This window comes from Glutamicibacter sp. ZJUTW, assembly GCF_008370855.1.
In the GTDB taxonomy this organism is placed as follows: domain Bacteria; phylum Actinomycetota; class Actinomycetes; order Actinomycetales; family Micrococcaceae; genus Glutamicibacter; species Glutamicibacter nicotianae.
Genome location: NZ_CP043624.1, coordinates 1,329,739 through 1,348,567 on the forward strand (window position 1 = coordinate 1,329,739; position 18,829 = coordinate 1,348,567).

20 protein-coding genes are annotated in these 18,829 nt (G+C 62.7%); 16 read left to right on the forward strand and 4 right to left on the reverse strand.

Features of this window, described 5'->3' with window-relative positions; genetic code table 11:
- Window positions 1-73 precede the first annotated feature (73 nt).
- The 14 genes from prfA (at window position 74) to F0M17_RS06330 (ending at window position 12,220) form a co-directional block, all read left to right on the forward strand.
- Window positions 74-1,147, forward strand: coding sequence for a peptide chain release factor 1 (gene prfA / locus F0M17_RS06265; RefSeq protein ID WP_038990452.1), 1,074 nt, complete (start codon window positions 74-76; stop codon window positions 1,145-1,147).
- A gap of 7 nt (window positions 1,148-1,154) precedes the next feature.
- Complete coding sequence (gene prmC, locus F0M17_RS06270; RefSeq protein WP_073707643.1) at window positions 1,155-2,012, forward strand: peptide chain release factor N(5)-glutamine methyltransferase; 858 nt, start codon at window positions 1,155-1,157, stop codon at window positions 2,010-2,012.
- A gap of 35 nt (window positions 2,013-2,047) precedes the next feature.
- Window positions 2,048-2,731: an L-threonylcarbamoyladenylate synthase gene (locus F0M17_RS06275; protein WP_149596682.1), complete on the forward strand. Its 684-nt coding sequence runs from the start codon at window positions 2,048-2,050 to the stop codon at window positions 2,729-2,731.
- A complete protein-coding gene (locus tag F0M17_RS06280) occupies window positions 2,728-3,849 on the forward strand; it encodes an MraY family glycosyltransferase (protein WP_073707642.1) in 1,122 nt (373 codons plus the stop codon). The genes F0M17_RS06275 and F0M17_RS06280 overlap by 4 nt, the downstream gene beginning before the upstream one ends.
- Before the next feature lie 170 nt (window positions 3,850-4,019).
- Complete coding sequence (locus tag F0M17_RS06285; RefSeq protein WP_052253623.1) at window positions 4,020-4,454, forward strand: hypothetical protein; 435 nt, start codon at window positions 4,020-4,022, stop codon at window positions 4,452-4,454.
- A 284-nt stretch (window positions 4,455-4,738) separates the two neighbouring features.
- Complete coding sequence (gene atpB / locus F0M17_RS06290; RefSeq protein ID WP_083515384.1) at window positions 4,739-5,530, forward strand: F0F1 ATP synthase subunit A; 792 nt, start codon at window positions 4,739-4,741, stop codon at window positions 5,528-5,530.
- A gap of 106 nt (window positions 5,531-5,636) precedes the next feature.
- Window positions 5,637-5,849 carry a F0F1 ATP synthase subunit C gene (locus F0M17_RS06295; RefSeq protein ID WP_073707641.1) on the forward strand — a complete coding sequence of 71 codons (213 nt, stop codon included), beginning with the start codon at window positions 5,637-5,639 and terminating at the stop codon, window positions 5,847-5,849.
- An 80-nt stretch (window positions 5,850-5,929) separates the two neighbouring features.
- Window positions 5,930-6,484, forward strand: coding sequence for a F0F1 ATP synthase subunit B (locus F0M17_RS06300; RefSeq protein WP_038990457.1), 555 nt, complete (start codon window positions 5,930-5,932; stop codon window positions 6,482-6,484).
- Window positions 6,484-7,296, forward strand: coding sequence for a F0F1 ATP synthase subunit delta (locus F0M17_RS06305; protein WP_038990459.1), 813 nt, complete (start codon window positions 6,484-6,486; stop codon window positions 7,294-7,296). The genes F0M17_RS06300 and F0M17_RS06305 overlap by 1 nt, the downstream gene beginning before the upstream one ends.
- A 126-nt stretch (window positions 7,297-7,422) precedes the next feature.
- A complete protein-coding gene (atpA, locus tag F0M17_RS06310) occupies window positions 7,423-9,060 on the forward strand; it encodes a F0F1 ATP synthase subunit alpha (protein ID WP_038990460.1) in 1,638 nt (545 codons plus the stop codon).
- A 76-nt stretch (window positions 9,061-9,136) separates the two neighbouring features.
- Window positions 9,137-10,030 carry a F0F1 ATP synthase subunit gamma gene (locus tag F0M17_RS06315; protein WP_066137623.1) on the forward strand — a complete coding sequence of 298 codons (894 nt, stop codon included), beginning with the start codon at window positions 9,137-9,139 and terminating at the stop codon, window positions 10,028-10,030.
- 35 nt (window positions 10,031-10,065) lie between these two features.
- Entirely contained in the window at window positions 10,066-11,511 is a 1,446-nt protein-coding gene (gene atpD / locus F0M17_RS06320; RefSeq protein ID WP_038990465.1) for a F0F1 ATP synthase subunit beta, read from the forward strand.
- 2 nt (window positions 11,512-11,513) lie between these two features.
- Entirely contained in the window at window positions 11,514-11,783 is a 270-nt protein-coding gene (locus F0M17_RS06325) for a F0F1 ATP synthase subunit epsilon (RefSeq protein WP_038990466.1), read from the forward strand.
- Window positions 11,784-11,791: 8 nt separating this feature from the next.
- On the forward strand, window positions 11,792-12,220 hold the full coding sequence (locus F0M17_RS06330; protein WP_066137627.1) for a DUF2550 domain-containing protein: 429 nt from the start codon (window positions 11,792-11,794) through the stop codon (window positions 12,218-12,220).
- A gap of 59 nt (window positions 12,221-12,279) precedes the next feature.
- Here the strand turns inward: F0M17_RS06330 and nagA are convergent, their stop codons facing one another.
- The 3 genes from nagA to nucS form a co-directional block, all read right to left on the reverse strand.
- The gene (gene nagA / locus F0M17_RS06335) at window positions 12,280-13,488 is read right to left on the reverse strand and encodes an N-acetylglucosamine-6-phosphate deacetylase (protein ID WP_149596683.1); all 1,209 of its coding nucleotides are present in this window, start codon (window positions 13,486-13,488) and stop codon (window positions 12,280-12,282) included.
- An 86-nt stretch (window positions 13,489-13,574) separates the two neighbouring features.
- A complete protein-coding gene (locus F0M17_RS06340; protein ID WP_210416701.1) occupies window positions 13,575-14,321 on the reverse strand; it encodes a DUF4126 domain-containing protein in 747 nt (248 codons plus the stop codon).
- Window positions 14,322-14,440: 119 nt separating this feature from the next.
- On the reverse strand, window positions 14,441-15,136 hold the full coding sequence (gene nucS / locus F0M17_RS06345; protein ID WP_038990509.1) for an endonuclease NucS: 696 nt from the start codon (window positions 15,134-15,136) through the stop codon (window positions 14,441-14,443).
- 59 nt (window positions 15,137-15,195) lie between these two features.
- On the opposite strand from nucS, the gene F0M17_RS06350 reads away from it, so the two are divergent.
- Window positions 15,196-15,567 (forward strand): hypothetical protein, encoded by a 372-nt coding sequence (locus F0M17_RS06350; protein ID WP_073707638.1) that lies wholly within the window; start codon window positions 15,196-15,198, stop codon window positions 15,565-15,567.
- A gap of 23 nt (window positions 15,568-15,590) precedes the next feature.
- Here F0M17_RS06350 and F0M17_RS06355 read toward each other — a convergent pair whose 3' ends face one another.
- Window positions 15,591-16,961, reverse strand: coding sequence for an AI-2E family transporter (locus F0M17_RS06355; protein WP_073707637.1), 1,371 nt, complete (start codon window positions 16,959-16,961; stop codon window positions 15,591-15,593).
- Between the two features lie 161 nt (window positions 16,962-17,122).
- Between F0M17_RS06355 and F0M17_RS06360 the strand changes: the two genes are divergently transcribed.
- The gene (locus tag F0M17_RS06360; protein ID WP_121866565.1) at window positions 17,123-18,829 is read left to right on the forward strand and encodes a hypothetical protein; all 1,707 of its coding nucleotides are present in this window, start codon (window positions 17,123-17,125) and stop codon (window positions 18,827-18,829) included.

The following is an 18,829-nucleotide window of genomic DNA, read 5'->3' on the forward strand; positions in this document are numbered from 1 at the left end:
GAATTCCAGCAGTGCCCGGGCAGCGCCAAGCGCCGGCACTGCGCGGAAAACGCCAACAAGGAAGCACACCACCATGTTCGAGTCCGTCAAATCGCTACTAGAAGAGCATGCAGCCATCCAGGCGCAGCTCTCGGATCCAGCGGTGTACGCCGACCAGGCGCTGGCCCGCAAGCTCGGGCGCCGTTCGGCCCAGCTGAACGGCATCGTCGAAGCCTACAACAAGTGGAACACCGCCACCGAGGACCTGGAAGCCGCCAAGGAAATGGCCGACGAGGATCCGGACTTCGCCGAAGAGGTCGAAACCCTGACCGCCGAGCTGCCGGCGCTAGAGGAGAAGCTGCGCCGCCTGCTGATCCCGCGCGATGAGAACGACGGCCGCAACGTGATCCTCGAAGTCAAGGGCGGCGAAGGCGGCGACGAAGCGGCGCTGTTCGCGGCCGACCTGCTGCGCATGTACACCCGCTTCGCCGAGCACAAGGGCTGGAAGGTCGAGATGATCTCCTACAACGAGTCCGACCTCGGCGGCTACAAGGACGCCCAGGTGGCCATCAAGGGCAACTCCAACGACCCGGCAGAAGGCGTCTACGCCCAGCTGAAGTTCGAGGGCGGCGTGCACCGCGTGCAGCGCGTGCCGGTCACCGAATCCCAGGGCCGCATCCACACCTCGGCCGCCGGCGTGCTGGTGCTGCCCGAAGTGGACGAGCCCGAAGAAGTCGATATCCACCAGAATGATTTGAAGATCGACGTCTACCGTTCCTCGGGCCCAGGCGGCCAGTCGGTGAACACCACCGACTCCGCGGTGCGCATCACCCACCTGCCTACCGGCATCGTAGTGGCCATGCAGAACGAGAAGTCGCAGATCCAGAACCGCGAAGCCGCGATGCGCGTGCTGCGCTCGCGCCTGCTGGCCCACCAGCAGGAACAGATCGACGCCGAGAACTCGGCGCAGCGCGCCAGCCAGATCCGCACCATGGACCGCTCCGAGCGCATCCGCACCTACAACTACCCGGAGAACCGCATTGCGGATCACCGCACCGGGTACAAGGCCTACAATCTGGACGCCGTGATGGACGGCGACCTGCAGCCGGTGGTCGACTCCTGCATCCAGATGGACGAGGAAGAGCGCCTGGCAGCGCTGGGCGAGTAACTGCGCCTTGGAAGAACTATCTGCCGTACGCCGCCAGGCGATTGCGGCGCTGGCCGACGCCGGGGTGCCAAGCCCCGGCGTCGATGCCGATCTGCTGCTCTGCCATGTGCTGGGCATCGACCGCGCGCAGCTGAAGCTGCGCGAGCTGCGCGGCGACGGCCTCGGTCCGGAGCACCGGGAGCAGTTCACCGCGCTGGTGGCCGCCCGGCGCACCCGCATCCCGCTGCAGCACCTGACCGGCGTCGCCTACTTCCGCTACCTGGAACTGAAGGTCGGGCCGGGGGTCTTCACCCCGCGGCCGGAAACCGAAACCGTGGTGCAGCTGGGCCTTGATTTCCTGGCGGCCCACGGGATCGGCAGCCCGCGGTGCATCGACTTGTGCTCGGGTTCCGGCGCCATTGCCGCGGCCCTGGCCAGCGAGGTGCCGACGGCCAGCGTCTGGGCCGTGGAGCTCTCGGATGATGCTATCGGCTACACCCGGACCAACTGCGAACCCCACGGGGTCACCGTGCTGCACCGGGACGCCACGCAGGTGCCCTCCCAGCTCGAAGGCACCATGGATCTGGTGATCTCCAATCCGCCTTACATCCCGCCGAATGCGGTGCCGCGCGAGGTCGAGGTGCGCGAGCACGACCCGGAGATGGCGTTGTACGGGCTGGGGGAGGATGGGCTGCAGGTCCCGCGAGCCGTCACGGCCCAGGCCCTGACGCTGCTGCGTCCCGGCGGCTGGTACGTGATGGAACACGCCGAAGTGCAGCGCGAGAGCGCGGCCGCGATGCTGCGCGAAGCAGGGTTCACGCAGGTTGCCGGCCACCAGGACCTCACCGGGCGCGCCCGCGCCACATCCGGCTACGCGCCCCAATAACCAAACGACACACCAGTGCATGAAAGAATGATCCCGTGAGCACAACATTTTCGGTAAGCAACGAGCAGGAACACGCTGACGGCATCGCTGCAGCCAAGGCCGCATTGGCGGACAAGCGCTGCATCGTCTTGCCCACAGATACCGTCTACGGGATTGGCGCCGATGCCTTCAGCGCCCAGAGCGTAGCGATGCTGCTGGCGGCCAAGGGCCGCAGCCGCACCATGCCGCCACCGGTGCTGATTGCCCAGACCGCCACCATGGACGGGCTGGCCCGGGACATCCCCGATGAGGCCCGGAAGCTGGCCGAAGCCTTCTGGCCAGGCGGCCTGACCCTGATCCTGCACGCCCAGCCGTCGCTGACCTGGGATCTGGGGGAGACCCGCGGCACCGTAGCGCTGCGCGTGCCCAACGACGACACCGCCCTGGAACTGCTGGGCCAGACCGGCCCGCTGGCAGTGTCCTCGGCCAACCGCACCGGCAACGCGGCGGCACTGGATGTGGAGCAGGCCATCGCCCAGCTGGGCGAGTCGGTGGATGTGTACCTCGACGGCGGTCCGCGCGGTGCGGCCGGCGAAGAAGTCCTGCCATCAACCATCATCGATTGCACCGGTGCGCACCTGCAGGTAGTCCGCTCGGGTGCAATTTCCATTGAGGAATTGCGCGTGGTCGTCCCTGGAATTCTCGATTTGGGACAGGACGCACCGGAAACCGGCGCATGAGAACATATGTCCTGCTCATAGCGTTCAGCTTTACGGTCTCGTTCCTGCTCACGCCGATCGTGCGCACGTTCGGCCAGCGCTTTACCGGGAACCAGCTGGTGCGCGAGCGCGACCAGCATGAAAAGCCGATCGTGAAGTTCGGCGGGCTGGCAATCATCGCCGCCTTCGCCGCAGGATTATGGCTCGCGAGCAACTTCCATTTCTTCCGCGGGGTCTTCGGCAATGACGAAGCCATCCGCGGCATCGCCTATGCGCTGGGAGTCATCGTGCTCATGGGCCTGGCCGATGACATGTTCGACTTGAAGTGGTGGCTGAAGCTCGCCGGGCAGATCCTGATCGGCTGGCTGATCGCCACCCACGGAATCGTCATCCAGTCGCTGCCGGTCGGTTCGTGGCAGATCGATGAGCCGTGGCTGCAGATCGCGGTGACGGTGTTCCTGATCGTGCTGACCATGAACGCGATCAACTTCTCCGATGGGCTCGATGGCCTGGCCGCGGGCCTGGCCGCCATTGGCGCGGCGACCTTCTTCGTGTATTCCTATGTGCTGGCCACGCATGTGAGCGCGGATGACTACGCTAACATCGGGGCGCTGCTCTGCGCGCTGCTGCTCGGCGCCTGCCTGGGCTTCCTGCCGCACAACTTCAACCCGGCGAATATCTTCATGGGGGAGACCGGGGTGCTGGCCATCGGCATGGTCCTCTCGGTGGCCGCGATCGCGGTGACCGGGGATGTGCAGGGGCTGGAGGCACGGCGCTTCCGCAACATCCCTGCCTACATGCCGATGCTGCTGCCGATGGTCATCGTGTTCCTACCAGTCCTGGACCTTGTGCTCTCGGTCTTCCGCAGGCTGGCCAACAAACGCTCACCCTTTTCACCGGACGCCAAGCACATCCACCACAGGATGCTGGCCCAGGGCCATTCGGTGCGCCAGTCGGTGATCCTGCTGTACCTCTGGGCTGCCGTGATTGCTGTCTCAGTGGTGTCCATCGCCTTCATCCCGGTGGTCCTGGTGGTGCCGATGGCCTTGCTGTTGTTCCTAGTGGCAGCGGTGGCCACGTGGCGTCCGCTGGTGATCAAGCGGGTCGATGCCCTGCGCAAGCGCATGGGCAAGGCCTAGCCCGGTTAATTAGCCAAGTAATGCGTGCGCAATCTGTTTCTATCTCGTGTAGAATTCAATGTGGATCTTCTTCCTCCTGTTCTTTTCGGGAACGGGTGGGAGTTTCAAGTTTCATCAGCATCGATGGGTGCGCGATGGTCCCTCGGTGTTGACGAAGAAAGGTTGCGGACGTGAATTCTGGTTCTGCCCGCGTCAGTGCTTCGTCAGCCCCGAAATCCATCTGGCTGCCGATTCTTGGCTTGTCACTGGTGTATTCGGCGATCGCTACCGCCATATTTTTCCTGATTTCATGGCTGGTAGCTGATCTCACCTACGCGCTTTCTGGTGCGCTGGCTGCCGGGATCGTGATCGGCTTTTTCGCAATTGGCATCCTCATCGCCGAAGCTGCCGGGCGAATCCGCCGATCGTGGGCCATGCCCGCATTCCTGGGCGTCTTTGTCATCAAGGTTTTCGGCATCGCCTTCGTGCTGTTGAACCTGGGGTTGCCCGAATGGGTCAACCGCCAGGGATTCGTTCTTGCAGCAGCTATCTCCCTTGTTGCCTGGCAGGTTGGCGAGGTGCGTGCCTTCATGAAGGCACGCCTGGCTATCTACAACGAGGAATAGAGTATTCCGCCCGACTTTGTGTCGGTGGGGTGCTGTGAGTTTGATAAGCTTACTTCGGGTCATTTTTGGCCGTCCGCTGAACCGCGGGCGGTTTATGCAAGATGCATCCGCGGGGAGACCCGCAGATGGACCTTCATCAGGGTTGATGCTTTGGCATGGGCCGTGATGGGATCCCCGTTTGATCTTTTCTTCACACGGTGAGAGGCAGTTACCGCCAGTCACCGCCTTTTGCCCGTGACCGTTACTGCAGAGAGGACAGCGCGTTGTTCGCGTTTGCGCTCCCAATGGCCTCAGAAGAAGGCGGCTTCGTACCGCCATCCGTTTCCGATACCCACCTTCCAGATATCTTCCCTTGGATGGCGGAGTACGGCACGGGTTTCGGCAAGCAGATGCTCATGATCGTTTTGTCGATCGTGCTCATCACTTGGTTCTTCACCGCGGCCATCAAGAACCCTAAATTGGTTCCAGGCAAGATGCAGTACATCGCTGAAACCGGTTACGCATTCGTACGTAACGGAATTGGCCGCGACATCATCGGCGAGAAGAACTTCCGTCCTTGGATTCCTCTGCTGTTCGCGACCTTCTTCTTCGTACTGCTGAACAACCTCTTCGGCGCGATTCCGTTCCTGCAGCTTCCATCGTTCTCACACGCTGGTTCTGCCTACGCGATGGCTATCATCATCTACGGCACCTGGATTGCCGTAGGCCTGAAGAACCATGGTATCCGCTACTTCAAGCTGGCTGTCGTCCCGTCCGGTGTTCCGGGCTGGATCATGCCGCTGATGGTTCCGTTGGAAATCATTTCTAACTTCATCGTTCGCCCGCTGACGCACTCGCTGCGTTTGATGGCAACGATGCTGGCCGGTCACATGATCGTGATGCTGGCAGCGTCCGGCGCGCGTCACCTGATCGTTGTCCAGGACTCCCTGGCCATGAACGGCCTCGGCGTGCTGGTCATCATCGGATCGGTCGCTATGTACTTCCTGGAACTTCTGATCATGTGCCTGCAGGCGTTCGTTTTCGCCCTGCTGACCGCGATCTACCTCCAAGGTGCAATTGAAGCCGACGCCCACTAGGCCAACACTTCTTTCTTCCAACCCATAAAGATCTTCCTTGAGTCGCTCAAGGAATACCTCACAACCTACCGGCAAAAGCCCGGTATCTTGAAAGGAACATAATCACATGTTGCACGGCTCCCTGAATATGATCGGCTACGGCCTGGCTGCTATCGGTTCGGCTATCGGCGTTGGCTTGATCTTCGCTGCCTACATCAATGGTGTTGCTCGTCAGCCAGAAGCTCAGCGCATCCTGCAGCCAATCGCCTTGCTTGGCTTCGCACTTACTGAAGCACTGGCCATCCTGGGCCTGGTCTTCGCCTTCGTCGTAGGCGCCTAGTCTTTTCGCAACTGTAGTGGCCTCGCCACTATCGCGAGGCGTACACAAAAGCGGAAACTAGTAGATAAGGAATAGTGAGAATGAACAGCACTGATTTCATCCTCGCTGCGAGCGAATCGGTCAACCCGCTGTTGCCGAACCCGTGGGAAATTCTCGTTACGGGTGTTGGTTTCGCGGTCCTTCTGTTCATCGTCATCAAGGTGATTGCTCCGAAGTTCGAGCAGTCCTATGAAGATCGCGTCACCGCGATCGAAGGTGGCCTTGAGAAGGCTGAAGCAGCGCAGAAGGAAGCAGAGGAGACCTTGGCACTGTACAAGGCCCAGCTTCTGGAAGCACGCACCGAAGCAAACCGCATCCGTGAGGAAGCTCGTAGCGAAGGTGCTCAGATCCTCGCCGATCTGAAGACCAAGGCAACCGATGAGGCAGCTCGCATCACCGAGCAGTCGCACCGCCAGATCGAGGCTGAGCGCGTATCCGCACTGGCTTCGCTCCGCACCGACGTGGGCGCATTGGCTACCGAGCTTGCAAGCAAGGTTGTTGACGAAGCTCTGCAGGACGATGCCCGTGCCCAGCGCGTGGTTGACAAGTTCCTGACCGATTTGGAAGCTCAGCAGAACGCAGGTGCATCGAACTAATGGCAAGTGTATCGAGCGAGTCACTGGCAAAGGCTTTGGAGTTCCTGGAACCCAAGCTGGCACTGGCATCTATTGAGCTGCCTAAGGAACTGTTCGCGGTCCTGGAAGTACTGGATGCAAATGCCGGTCTCCGCCGCGCATTGACTGACCCAGCCCGTGGGAATGCCGACAAGGCAGGCCTTTTGGCTCAGCTGCTGCGCGGAAAGGTCTCGGCTGACGCCGAGGATACCGTTGCACAGCTGGCTTCTACCCGCTGGAGCTCGGAACGCGACATTAGCGATGCGCTCGAAACGCTGGCTGTCACCGCGGTTGCCGCGGTGGCGGAACAGCAGGACGGCGCTTCGGGGCTGAACAAGCTGGAGCAGGATCTGTTCTCCTTCATCGAGGTAGTTCGTGGCAATCACGAGCTGCAGCGTGCGTTGGATGATGCACAGGCCCCAGTCGAGGCTAAGCGCGCACTCGCGCTGAAGCTCGTGCCTAACGCGTCGCAGACCTCGCAGGTTTTGATCTCCCAGGCAGTTTCGAACCCCCGCGGTTTGAAGCCGGCAGCCTTGGTTGGACGTTTCGTAGAGCTCGTGGCCAAGCGCCAGCAGCGCTGGATCGCTTCGGTGACCAGCTCCATCGAACTCTCCGAAGCCCAGCTTTCGCGCCTGGAGAGCAGCCTGAACAAGCTATACGGTCGTCAGCTCAAGCTCAACACCACTACCGACCCATCGCTGGTTGGTGGCCTGGTAGTCAAGGTTGGCGACGAAGTTGTCGACGCTTCCGTGGCATCACGCGTGGCCGAGTTGCGCCGCGCCTTGGCCAGCTAGGACTCATTGGGCGCGAGGAACGATCCTTCGCCCGGTGTTCCTGGCTGCCAGGACCACAACAGACTTCATTCACATTCGATTCGGCCCGCCGGGCCGGATCACAATTTAGGAGAGCAGGGACTGCAGATGGCCGATTTGACCATCAATGCCAACGACGTCCGCGATGCCCTAAACGAGTTCGCATCTTCCTTCGAACCGGGTAAGGCAGAGCGCACCGAGGTGGGACGCGTCGTCGCCGCGAGCGACGGCATCGCCAGAGTGGAAGGCCTTCCTTCCGTCATGGCCAACGAGTTGCTGAAGTTCGAAGATGGCACCCTGGGCTTGGCCCAGAACCTCGATACCCGCGAAATCGGTGTCGTTGTGCTTGGTGACTTCACCGGCATCGAAGCTGGCCAGAAGGTAGAGCGCACCGGCGAGATCCTTTCGGTTCCAGTCGGCGACGGCTACCTGGGCCGCGTGGTCGACCCATTGGGCGAGCCACTGGACAACCTGGGCCCAATCGCTTCCGAGGGCCGCCGCGCCCTGGAGCTCCAGGCCCCAGGCGTGACCCAGCGCAAGAGCGTGCACGAGCCAATGCAGACCGGTCTGAAGGCTATCGACGCCATGATCCCGATCGGCCGTGGCCAGCGCCAGCTGATCATTGGCGACCGCCAGACCGGCAAGACCGCCATCGCGGTCGACACCATCCTGAACCAGCGTGCCAACTGGGAGTCCGGCGATCAGACCAAGCAGGTCCGCTGCATCTACGTGGCAATCGGCCAGAAGGCATCGACCATCGCTGCCGTCCGCCAGACCCTCGAAGAGCAGGGCGCCCTGGAGTACACCACCATCGTGGCCTCCCCGGCATCGGACCCAGCCGGCTTCAAGTACTTGGCTCCATACGCAGGCTCGGCCATCGGCCAGCACTGGATGTACGGCGGCAAGCACGTTCTGATCGTCTTTGATGATCTGTCGAAGCAGGCTGAAGCCTACCGTGCCGTGTCCCTGCTGCTGCGCCGTCCGCCAGGACGCGAAGCCTACCCAGGCGACGTCTTCTACCTGCACTCCCGCCTGCTTGAGCGTTGCGCCAAGCTGTCGGACGAGTTGGGTGCAGGCTCGATGACTGGCTTGCCAATCATCGAAACCAAGGCCAACGACGTGGGCGCGTTCATTCCGACCAACGTCATCTCGATCACCGACGGCCAGATTTTCTTGCAGTCGGACCTCTTCAACGCCAACCAGCGTCCAGCTGTCGACGTGGGTATCTCGGTATCCCGCGTTGGCGGTTCTGCACAGGTCAAGGCCATGAAGAAGGTTTCCGGTACCTTGAAGCTGGAACTGGCTCAGTACCGCGACATGCAGGCATTCGCAATGTTCGCTTCGGACCTGGATGCCGCTTCCAAGCAGCAGCTGACCCGTGGCGCACGCCTGATGGAACTGCTCAAGCAGGGCCAGTACACCCCGTACCCGGTTGAGGACCAGGTCGTTTCGATCTGGGCCGGCACCAACGGCTACCTGGACGATGTCCCGGTTGAGGATGTACGCCGCTTCGAGGGCGAGTTCATCGAGTACCTGCGCCACCGCACCGATGTGCTGACCGTGATTGGCCAGACCGGCAAGCTGGAGAACGAGACTCTGGAAGCCATGAAGACCGCTGTTGCGGACTTCAAGGCCGGCTTCTTCGGTGAAGGCGACGACAAGCTTGTCGCAGCCGGACACGAAGAGCATGACGCTCTCGATTCCGAGTCCGTTGACCAGGAACAGATCGTCAAGCAGAAGCGCTGACATTTTCCTTGCCAAGGGGGAGCGGCGCCGGTAACGGCGCCGCCCTCCCAAGGCAGGGGATAAGGAAAGGACACACATGGGAGCCCAGATTCGGGTCTACCGCCAGAAGATCGGATCGACCAAGTCGATGCGCAAGATCTTCAAGGCGATGGAACTGATCGCTGCATCCCGCATTGGTAAGGCACGTACGCGTGTCTCGGCCTCGCTGCCGTATGCCAATGCGATTACCCGTGCAGTAACCGCCGTCGCGTCCCAGGCCGATGTCGATCATCCACTGACCACCGAGCCGGCGCAGGTACGCCGTGCCGCGGTCCTGGTGATGACTTCGGACCGAGGACTTGCCGGGTCCTACTCCGCCAGCGTTCTGAAGCAGGCAGAGCACCTCGTGGAACTCCTGCGTGAAGAAGGCAAGGAAGTCAAGACCTACTTGGTCGGCCGCAAGGCCCAGGCTTACTTTGATTTCCGCTCACGCGAGTACGCACGAGTGTGGACCGGGGAAACCGATTCCCCGCGTTTCGAAACCGCACGCGAGCTGCGCGATGTCCTCCTGGAGGACTTCGACACCGACTTCGAGCAGGGAGGCGTGGACGAGATCCACGTCGTCTACACCCAGTTCAAGTCGATGGTCACGCAGGAACCGACGGTCATCCGTCTGTTGCCGTTGGAGGTTGTCGAGGACGAGTCCGAGACCCCGGCCGACGAGCTGTTGCCACTGTACGAGTTTGAGCCATCGCCGGAGGAAGTGCTTGATGCACTGCTGCCGCGCTACATCGATTCTCGACTGTTCAACTGCCAGCTGCAGTCCGCTGCCTCCGAGCTCGCTGCCCGCCAGCGCGCCATGAAGGCCGCAGGCGATAACGCTGGTGAACTGATCAAGAAGTACACCCGATTGCTCAACAATGCCCGTCAGGCTGAAATCACCCAGGAGCTTTCGGAAATTATTGCCGGCGCCGACGCGCTGAACAGCTGATTTCCGAGATTCCGACCAGACAAGAAGTGAGAAAGATGACTGCCCAACTCAACGAGCAGGTTACCGCAGGGGCCATTGGTCGCGTCGCGCGCGTGACTGGCCCGGTCGTGGACGTCGAGTTCCCAGCCGACGCACTGCCTGCTATCTACAACGCACTGACCGCTGAGCTGACCCTCAACGGCGAAACCAAGAAGATCACCTTCGAGACCAGCCAGCACCTCGGTGAAGGCCTGGTCCGCGCAGTATCGCTGCAGGCCACCGACGGCCTGGTCCGCGGCGCTCAGGTTATCGATACCGGCGCTGCCATCTCCGTCCCAGTTGGTGACGGCGTCAAGGGCCACATCTTCAACGTGCTGGGCGATGCCCTGGACGTTGACAACTCGGAGATCCAGGTTTCCGAGCGCTGGCCAATCCACCGCGAGGCTCCGAAGTTCTCGGAGCTCGAGGGCTCGACCGAAATGCTGGAAACCGGCATCAAGTCGATCGACCTGCTGACCCCTTACATCAAGGGCGGCAAGATCGGCCTGTTCGGCGGCGCTGGCGTGGGCAAGACCGTGCTGATCCAGGAAATGATCACCCGTGTGGCACGCAACTTCGGTGGTACCTCGGTATTCGCCGGCGTGGGCGAGCGCACCCGTGAAGGCAACGACCTCTGGGTCGAAATGGACGAAGCCAACGTGCTCAAGGACACCGCCTTGGTGTTCGGCCAGATGGATGAGCCACCAGGCACCCGTCTGCGCGTGGCACTGTCGGCTCTGACCATGGCGGAATACTTCCGCGATGTGCAGAACCAGGACGTGCTGCTCTTCATCGACAACATCTTCCGCTTCACCCAGGCCGGTTCCGAGGTGTCGACCCTGCTGGGCCGCATGCCTTCCGCCGTGGGCTACCAGCCGAACTTGGCCGATGAAATGGGCCTGCTGCAGGAACGTATCACCTCGACGAAGGGCCGCTCGATTACCTCGATGCAGGCTGTCTACGTCCCGGCCGATGACTACACCGACCCGGCTCCAGCAGCAACCTTCGCCCACCTGGATGCAACCACCGAGCTGTCGCGTGAAATCGCGTCGCGCGGCCTGTACCCGGCAATCGATCCGCTGACCTCGACCTCGCGAATCCTGGATCCGCAGTACATCGGCCAGGATCACTACGATGTAGCCATCCGCGTGAAGGCTATCCTGCAGAAGAACAAGGAACTGCAGGACATCATCGCGATCCTCGGTATCGACGAACTGGGCGAAGAGGACAAGATCGTCGTTGCACGTGCACGCCGCATCCAGCAGTTCCTGTCGCAGAACACCTACACCGCAAAGCAGTTCACCGGTGTCGAGGGCTCGACCGTATCGATCAAGGACACCATCGAAGGCTTCAAGGCCATCTGCGATGGCGACCTGGACCACATTGCAGAACAGGCGTTCTTCAACATCGGCGGTCTTGACGACGTCGAGCGCCAGTGGGCCGAAATCCAGAAGGCCAGCTAATCATGGCTGAGCTTCAGGTCGAAATCGTCGCGGCCGACCACTTCGTGTGGTCGGGCGCAGCCAAGCTGGTCAAGGCTCGTTCGGTGGACGGCGAGATCGGTGTTCTGCCCGGTCACGTTCCGATGCTGTCCGTGCTTGCCGCTGGGGACCTGGAAATCGAACCGGTTTCCGAGTCCCGCTTCTCGGTCCAGATCGATGGGGGCTTCTTCTCCGTTGATTCGGATCGCGTAGTGATCGTTGCTGACAACGCTGTGCTTGGTACCGCAGCGTAGGCGATGAATTGTTCGAGATAACCGCACCAGTTCTGATCGCGTTGCTGATCCTCATCGGCATCGCCATGTTCTTCGGGGCCATGGCCGTGCGCCGCATCCAATTGCGGCGCACGCTGGGCACCTTCGATGCATCAATCCTTGCGCCCTCGGGCAAATGGATCATGGTCATCGGCCGCTACGGCGGAGCGCATGTGGACCTGTTGCGGTTTTTCTCTGTCTCCCCGGTGCCGAGCTTCGTGATCGAGCGCCGCGGACTGGACATCACCGGAACGCGCCAGCCCACCGATGAGGAAACCTCGCGGATCCCGCCGGGATTCATCATCGTGATGCTGGTGCGCAGCGGTGAGGAACTGCTGCTGGCCATGGACTACCGTGACTACACCGGCTTCTCGGCCTGGCTCGAAGCCGGACCGATCGCCGGAAGCTGGCAGATCTAGCACTTGAATACGCGAAGACCGCCGCTGCAGATGCAGCGGCGGTCTTCGCTTCTTAAAGGCTAGAGGTACTCCCCGTTGCGGATCGTCTGGACCAGCTGCAGGTCGGCATCGAGGACCAGCGCGTCGGCCGCGAAGCCGTAGTGCAGGGAGCCGACTTCATCGGCCAGCCCGATCAGCGAGGCGGGGATGGACGTGGCCGAGTTGACCGCCTCGACCAGCGAGACCCCTGCCTGCACCGCATGCTGGACGATCTGGAGCAGCGTGCAGGTGCCGCCAGCCAGTGAATCGTCGCTCGACAGCCGTGCCTGGCCGTTGGACACGGTCACCTCCTGCGGGCCGAGGGTGTACTGGCCATCGTCCAGGCCGGTGGCTGCCATGGAATCGCTGACCAGCAGGATGTTGCCTCCGCCCACCAGCCGGTAGACCAGCCGCACGGTATCGGGGGACAGGTGCACCCCGTCGGCGATCAGCTCCACGAACGCATTGCGGTTCACCGCTTCTTCCAGGCAGGCGGCCACCGGTCCCGGCTCGCGGTGGTGCAGCGAGGGCATGCCGTTGAACAGGTGGGTGACCGTCGGGCGTTCGGTGAATCCGTCCACCCCGGCGCTGCGCAGCTGCTCGCGGGCAAAGCGCAGCGAATCGGAGGCGACCTGCGCGCTGGCATCGGTATGCCCCAGCGAGGGAACCACGCCGTGGGAGACCAGCTGCTCGATGATTTCCTCGGTGCCCTCCAGCTCGGGGGCATAGGTCATGGTGCGCAGCTGGCCGCGGCTGGCGGCCACCAGCTCGCTGACGAAGCCGGGATCAGGTTCCTGCAGGAAGCGCGGATCCTGGGCGCCGCAGCGGGCTTCGGAGAGGAATGGGCCCTCGGCATGGATGCCGGCAATCTTCCCGGCCTCGGCCAATTCGGCGAGCAGTTCGGCGGCCTCGATCATCGACGACGGCTCAGCGGTGACCAGCGAGGCGAGCAGCGTTGTGGTGCCCGAACGGTGCAGGTACTCGATGGCTTCGGTGACGCTCTTGTGATCCGGCGACGAGAAATCAGCGCCGAGGGCGCCGTGGCAGTGCAGGTCAATGAGGCCCGGGATGATGATGGATCCCGGGGCCACTTCGCGCACCGGGTAGTCGGCGGCGTCAGGCAGGGCGGTGAAGTCATCGCGGTTGCCGGCAAAGCGGATGCGGTCTCCCTCGACGGCGAGCACGCCATCGGTGACCTTGAGGCCATCGGAAATCAGGGTGGCGAACAAAGCGTAGCGCGTCGTAGTCATGTTCCCAGCTTAGAAGAGAGAAGGCATCCAGTCACCGACTTGGCGGATTATTCTCGAAGCGGACGTGGAAGGAGGGCGCCATGCGCTCAGCCGCGTGTAGCGGCAGGATCCGGGTTTTCCGGATCGGTGCCGGAAGCGATGAGCTTCAGCGATTGCCAGGCGCTGGCATTCCCGCCGGTGTCGCTCTGCGCTTCGCGCGCGGCCCGTGCGGCGGCCTGCTTGTCCTTCTCATTGCCGAATTTGCTCTTCAGCGAGCGGTAGGCCTTGCGGAACATCCGGTAGAGGAGGAACCCGATGGCCACCGCTGCCAGGCCAAGCAGCGCGGCCAGCACCGGAAGCAGCACAGCAGCGAGGACGAGCACCAGCGCACCGAAATCCTCTATCAGGCTGCGCACCCAGTGGGTCACCGGTTCGGGCACGACGTTGGTTGCCGCGGTCAGCGATGATTTGCCCAGGCTCACCGACAGCGCGGATCCCGCACCGAGCAACCCGGTCACCACGGCAACTTCCGCTCCCGAGTTGGCCCCTAGCCCAATGCCTACCAGCGCTCCGAAGACCGGGCGCAGCCATACGGAGACCGTTTCCATGGACAAGTTCAGGAAAGGGATCTTGTCCAGGCCCGCTTCGCCAATGGCCAGCACCGCGCAAATCGCCAGAACCCAAGGATTGCTGATGATCTCGGGGATCTGCCGGGCGGCCGAGGCGATCATCTCTGGTGCGGTGTCGGGAATTGCGAGTCCGGCAATGCCGAGCGCCAACACGGTGAAGTAGGGCCGAAGTCCGGCGGCGGAACCGCTGCCAATGGCCATGAGCGAAGCTGTCAGCGGATCCAATGGTCCTCCCGGCAAAGCTGGCTGGTGCCGTGCGGCCCCCAGCGCATTTGGTTGAGGAGATCAGATTAGCAGTCGGCAGGCAGCTCCGGGACTTGCAGCGCGTCGGGCAGGACTCTGCGCTAGAAGAGACGTCCTGCGGAATCGTCGACACCGCGCATGGCGTCGTAGTCCAGGGTGAGGCAGCGGATGCCGCGGTCCTCGGCCAGGGTGCGGGCCTGCGGCTTGATCTGCTGGGCTGCGAAGATTCCGGTGACCGGCTTGAGCAGCGGATCGCGGTTGAGCAGGTCCAGATAGCGGGTCAGCTGTTCCACGCCGTCAATGTCGCCGCGGCGCTTGAGCTCTACCGCTACCGTGGCGCCCTTGGCATCACGGGCCAGGATGTCCACCGGGCCGATGGCGGTCATGTACTCGCGGCGGATCAGCTGGTGGCCGTCGCCGAGCAACTCGATCTGCTCGGCTAGCAGGCGCTGCAGGTCGGCCTCGACGCCGTCTTTGACCAGCCCCGGATCATTGCCCAGGATGTGGGCCGAGTCGTGCTCGAAGCTGTGGAAGTGGATGGTCAGCTTGTCATCGGTCTTCGCGCTGGCCACGATCCACGTGGCGGTGGCTCCCAAAGCGGCGGCTTCCTCGTCGGGGTCGGCCTCGCGCAGGGTCAATGGAGGATTCATCCAGTTCAGCGGCTTGTAGCTGCCGCCATCCGAATGGATGAGAACCGATCCATCGGCCTTGACCATGATCAGGCGGGTCGCCAACGGAAGGTGGGCTCGCAGACGGCCCTCGTAATCTACTGAACACTTCGCTACCACTAAACGCACCCCACACACTTTACTAGCTGGTTGCGACTTGTGCCCTCAGATACGGCATGATTAATGACATGCCACGTTCCAACCGCCCGCGCCGCTCGAAGAATTCACGACCTGCCAAGGGCCGGAACTCCGGATCCGGACACGGCTATGGGGATGACGAGCAGGAGTACGGAGCGGACCAGGAAGAGTGGATGCAACGGGCGCGCTTCGGCGTGGTGCTCCGCCAGGATGCCCCGGATGGGCAGTGGCATGTACGCAAGATCGCGCCGCTGAACGCCAACAAGATCTACACCTGCCCCGGGTGCCACCGCTCCATCGGCGTGGGCGTGGCCCATGTGGTCGCCTGGCGGGCGGATCACTGGTCGGGGGATGAGGCCGCGGCCACCGCGCGGCGCCACTGGCATCCGCACTGCTGGGAAACCCGCTCCTACCGCTACTAGGACGAGCCTGCGGAGTCAGTCCGCTAGCGGCGGTCCTGGCGTGCGATGAATACCTCGCGCAACAGGATCATGGCGCTGGCAGCTACCGGAATGGCCATCAGCGCACCGGTAACCCCGGCCAGGCTGCCACCGGCAATCACCGAGATCACCGCTACAGCGCCGGGCACTGCCACCGCCCGGCGCATGATGCGCGGCGAGACGAAGTAGGCTTCGATTTGCAGGTAGCCGAAGTAGCAGACGGCATAGATCAGCGCGGTTTGCCACCCCAGGGACAGCGTCACCAAGGTGACCAGCACACCGGCGATCACGCCACCGACCAGTGGGATGAAGGCCAGCAAGGCCACCAGCAAGGTGAGCAGCGCGGTGAACGGAACGCCCAGGATGCTCATCAGGAGCAGCGCCACCAGGCAGTTCAGTATCGCCACGGTGGCTTGGCCCATGACATAGTTGCCCACCGAGCGCGTGATGCGCACGGTCAATTCCGAGACGCGCTCGCGCTTGGAGCGCGGGGCCAGGCGCAATGAGAAGCCCATCATGCCAGGCAGGGACGCCAGGAAGTAGATGGCCAGCACCAGCACGATCAGCACGCCGAACATCGACTGCGCGACGGTTTGCGAGACGCCCAGGACACCGCCGAAGACATTCGTTACGGCGCCCGAGTCTCCAAAGAAACGGTCCACCTCGGTTGTGATGCGCTGGGAGATTGCATATTGGCGGTCGATTTCCCTGACCCATTCGCTATTGAGGAAATCATCGACGATTTCAGGCGCGCGCGTGATGAAGGTGGTGATCTGATTGACCAGCGTAGGGATGATCAGGGCCATGAAGCCGCCGAAGATTGCCAGCATGCTGACCATGGTCGCGGTCACGGCCAGCGGACGGGAGAGCCCCTTGCGCATCATGAAGCGCACAAGCGGGTCAAGGCCCAGGGCAATGAACAGCGCGATGGCAATCCAGGTCATCAGCGAGCCGACATTGGTCAGCAGGTAGAAGCCGCCCAGGGCGATGCCCACCCCGATGGTGCCCAGGAAGCCCATGGAAATCGGGTGCAGCGCAGGAATGGGTTCGGGGGATCCCTCCAGCGGCTGCTCGGGTTCCTCGCCGAGGGCCGCGCCCCGCTGCGGGGCGTTGAGCAGCTTGCCCACCCGGTCGGCGAGCTTCCTGGTCCAGCCCTCGCGAGCCGCAGTGCCGCCCGATGGCGCAGAAGCGGGATAGCGGGGGACCGGCGAGCCCTCTGATGATGGCGGCGCCGGCTGGGAATTCGCCTGATGAGGCTGGGAATGCGCTGTGGATTCCGGGCCTGGGGCCTCTGGTTCCACGGAGCGCTCAGGTGCGTGCGATTGCTCGTCGTGCGCGTGCTGAGCGCGATGCGGGCGCGGCTGATCTGGCTCCATGGGTCAGAGCATATCGCGCATTGGCGTCTATTAAGTGGTTCAAGGCACCACGCACTTGCGGTGTTGAGGCAGTTCACAGGCACTGATCGGAACCATGATCCGCCGCAACTCGTTAGACTTGTCGAAGAACAGCTGTGAGACGTAGGCGAATAGGTGAACTTGTGCGAAAAGTAATCTCCGTGATCGCGATGCTGCTGGGGGCCGTGGCCCTGGTGGTCGGCATCGGACAGAAGACCTTTTGGGCGCCGCCCGAAACGGTGACCGCGACCATGCCGCAACTATCCGATGAGGCCCCGCTGACCGTGATTGAATCCTCGGTCAACGACCCCAAGCTTGATCCGGTGGAACTGGTGATCAAGTCGAAGGGTGAATTCACCGCGTCCCTGGGACGCGACTATGACGTCGAGTCGTGGGTCGGCGATGCCGCGCACGTTTCGGTCACCGGAATCGATACCAATAACCACAAGATGATTGCCGAATACGCCAAGGGCGAAGCCGAAGTGCCGAACCCCGCCGGCGATGACATCTTCTTCGACTCGCAGACCGCAGACCAGACCATGACCTACCGCTGGACCGCTCCGGATTCCGGCGACTGGTCGCTGTTGCTGGCCGCCGGCGGAAAGGACGCCGCTCCAGTGGACATCTCGGTGAGCTACGCAAATGACGACGCCATGCCATTCGCCCTGCCGTTGATCATTGCCGGCGCGCTGCTGCTGGTCTTCGGCGTGGCCCTGCTGGCCATGCGCCCCGGCAAGGCGAAGACCGGCTCGAACACCCAGCACTCGGTCGCCGCCGTGGCAGTCGTCGCCCTGGCCATCTCCGGCGTCTCGCTGCCGATGGCTCCAAGCGACGAGGACAGTGCCAAGGCCTCGGAATCGGCGCAGAAGTCCGATGAAGCGAAGTCCGAAGAAGCCAAGTCCGACGAGGCCAAGGGCTCCGAATCCGCCGCTTCCTCGGAGGAGGAAGCGGCCAGCTTCCCGGTGATCACCGAAGAGCAGCTCAAGCGGGTGCTGGCCGATGCCCAGAAGCAGATCGCCAAGGCAGATGAAAAGAACGATTCCAAGGCCCTGGAACAGCGCAGCGCCGGTGCTTTCAAGTACCTGCGCAACAAGCGCTATGACATGCTCAAGGAAGAGTTCAAGGTCGACAAGCCGATGGCGCTCACGACCCAGGTGATCCGCTCGGCCGCGGTGCCGAATGCGAATGAAGCCAAGTTCCCGCGCGTGATCTCCGTGGTGACCGCGAAGAACAATGACGCAGACACCCTGCCGCAGGCGCTCACCCTGGTGCAGGCCAATGCCCGCGAGAACTTCAAGGTGGTCTTCGCCGGACAGATGCTGCCGAACTCCACCTTCCCGGGCATCGCGGTGGGCGATCCGTCGACCAAGCAGCTGGGCGCCGACGCCGAAGGCCTGCAGATGACCCCGAAGAAGGCGCTGGAGGCGCTGGGCAAGGTGCTGACCGATCCCAAGGCCAAGGAGAAGGACAAGTTCGCCGAGTCGGACTTCATCAAGGCGGTGCACGCGGCCCAGGAGGACGAGTCCAAGGAAGCCAACGAGGCGAACGTGAAGTACAAGCGCTCGGTCACCGAGGGCGACACCAAGGTGGTCTCCACCCCGGACGGCGGCGCGATTGTCACCGGCAAGCTGAACAACAAGGCGCTGTTCGTCCGCACCGAAGACGCCGACCCGCTCAAGAGCACCGACAAGCTGACCGAACAGCTGCTGGGCTCCAGCTCGTCGAACGGCGACGTCGAGAGCACCTACGCCGAACCAGTGATGTTCTACCTGCCGGCCGATGGTTCCAAGGACAAGATCCAGCTGATCTCGGCAAGCCAGGTCCTGCTCGATGTGAAGGAAGTTGACTAA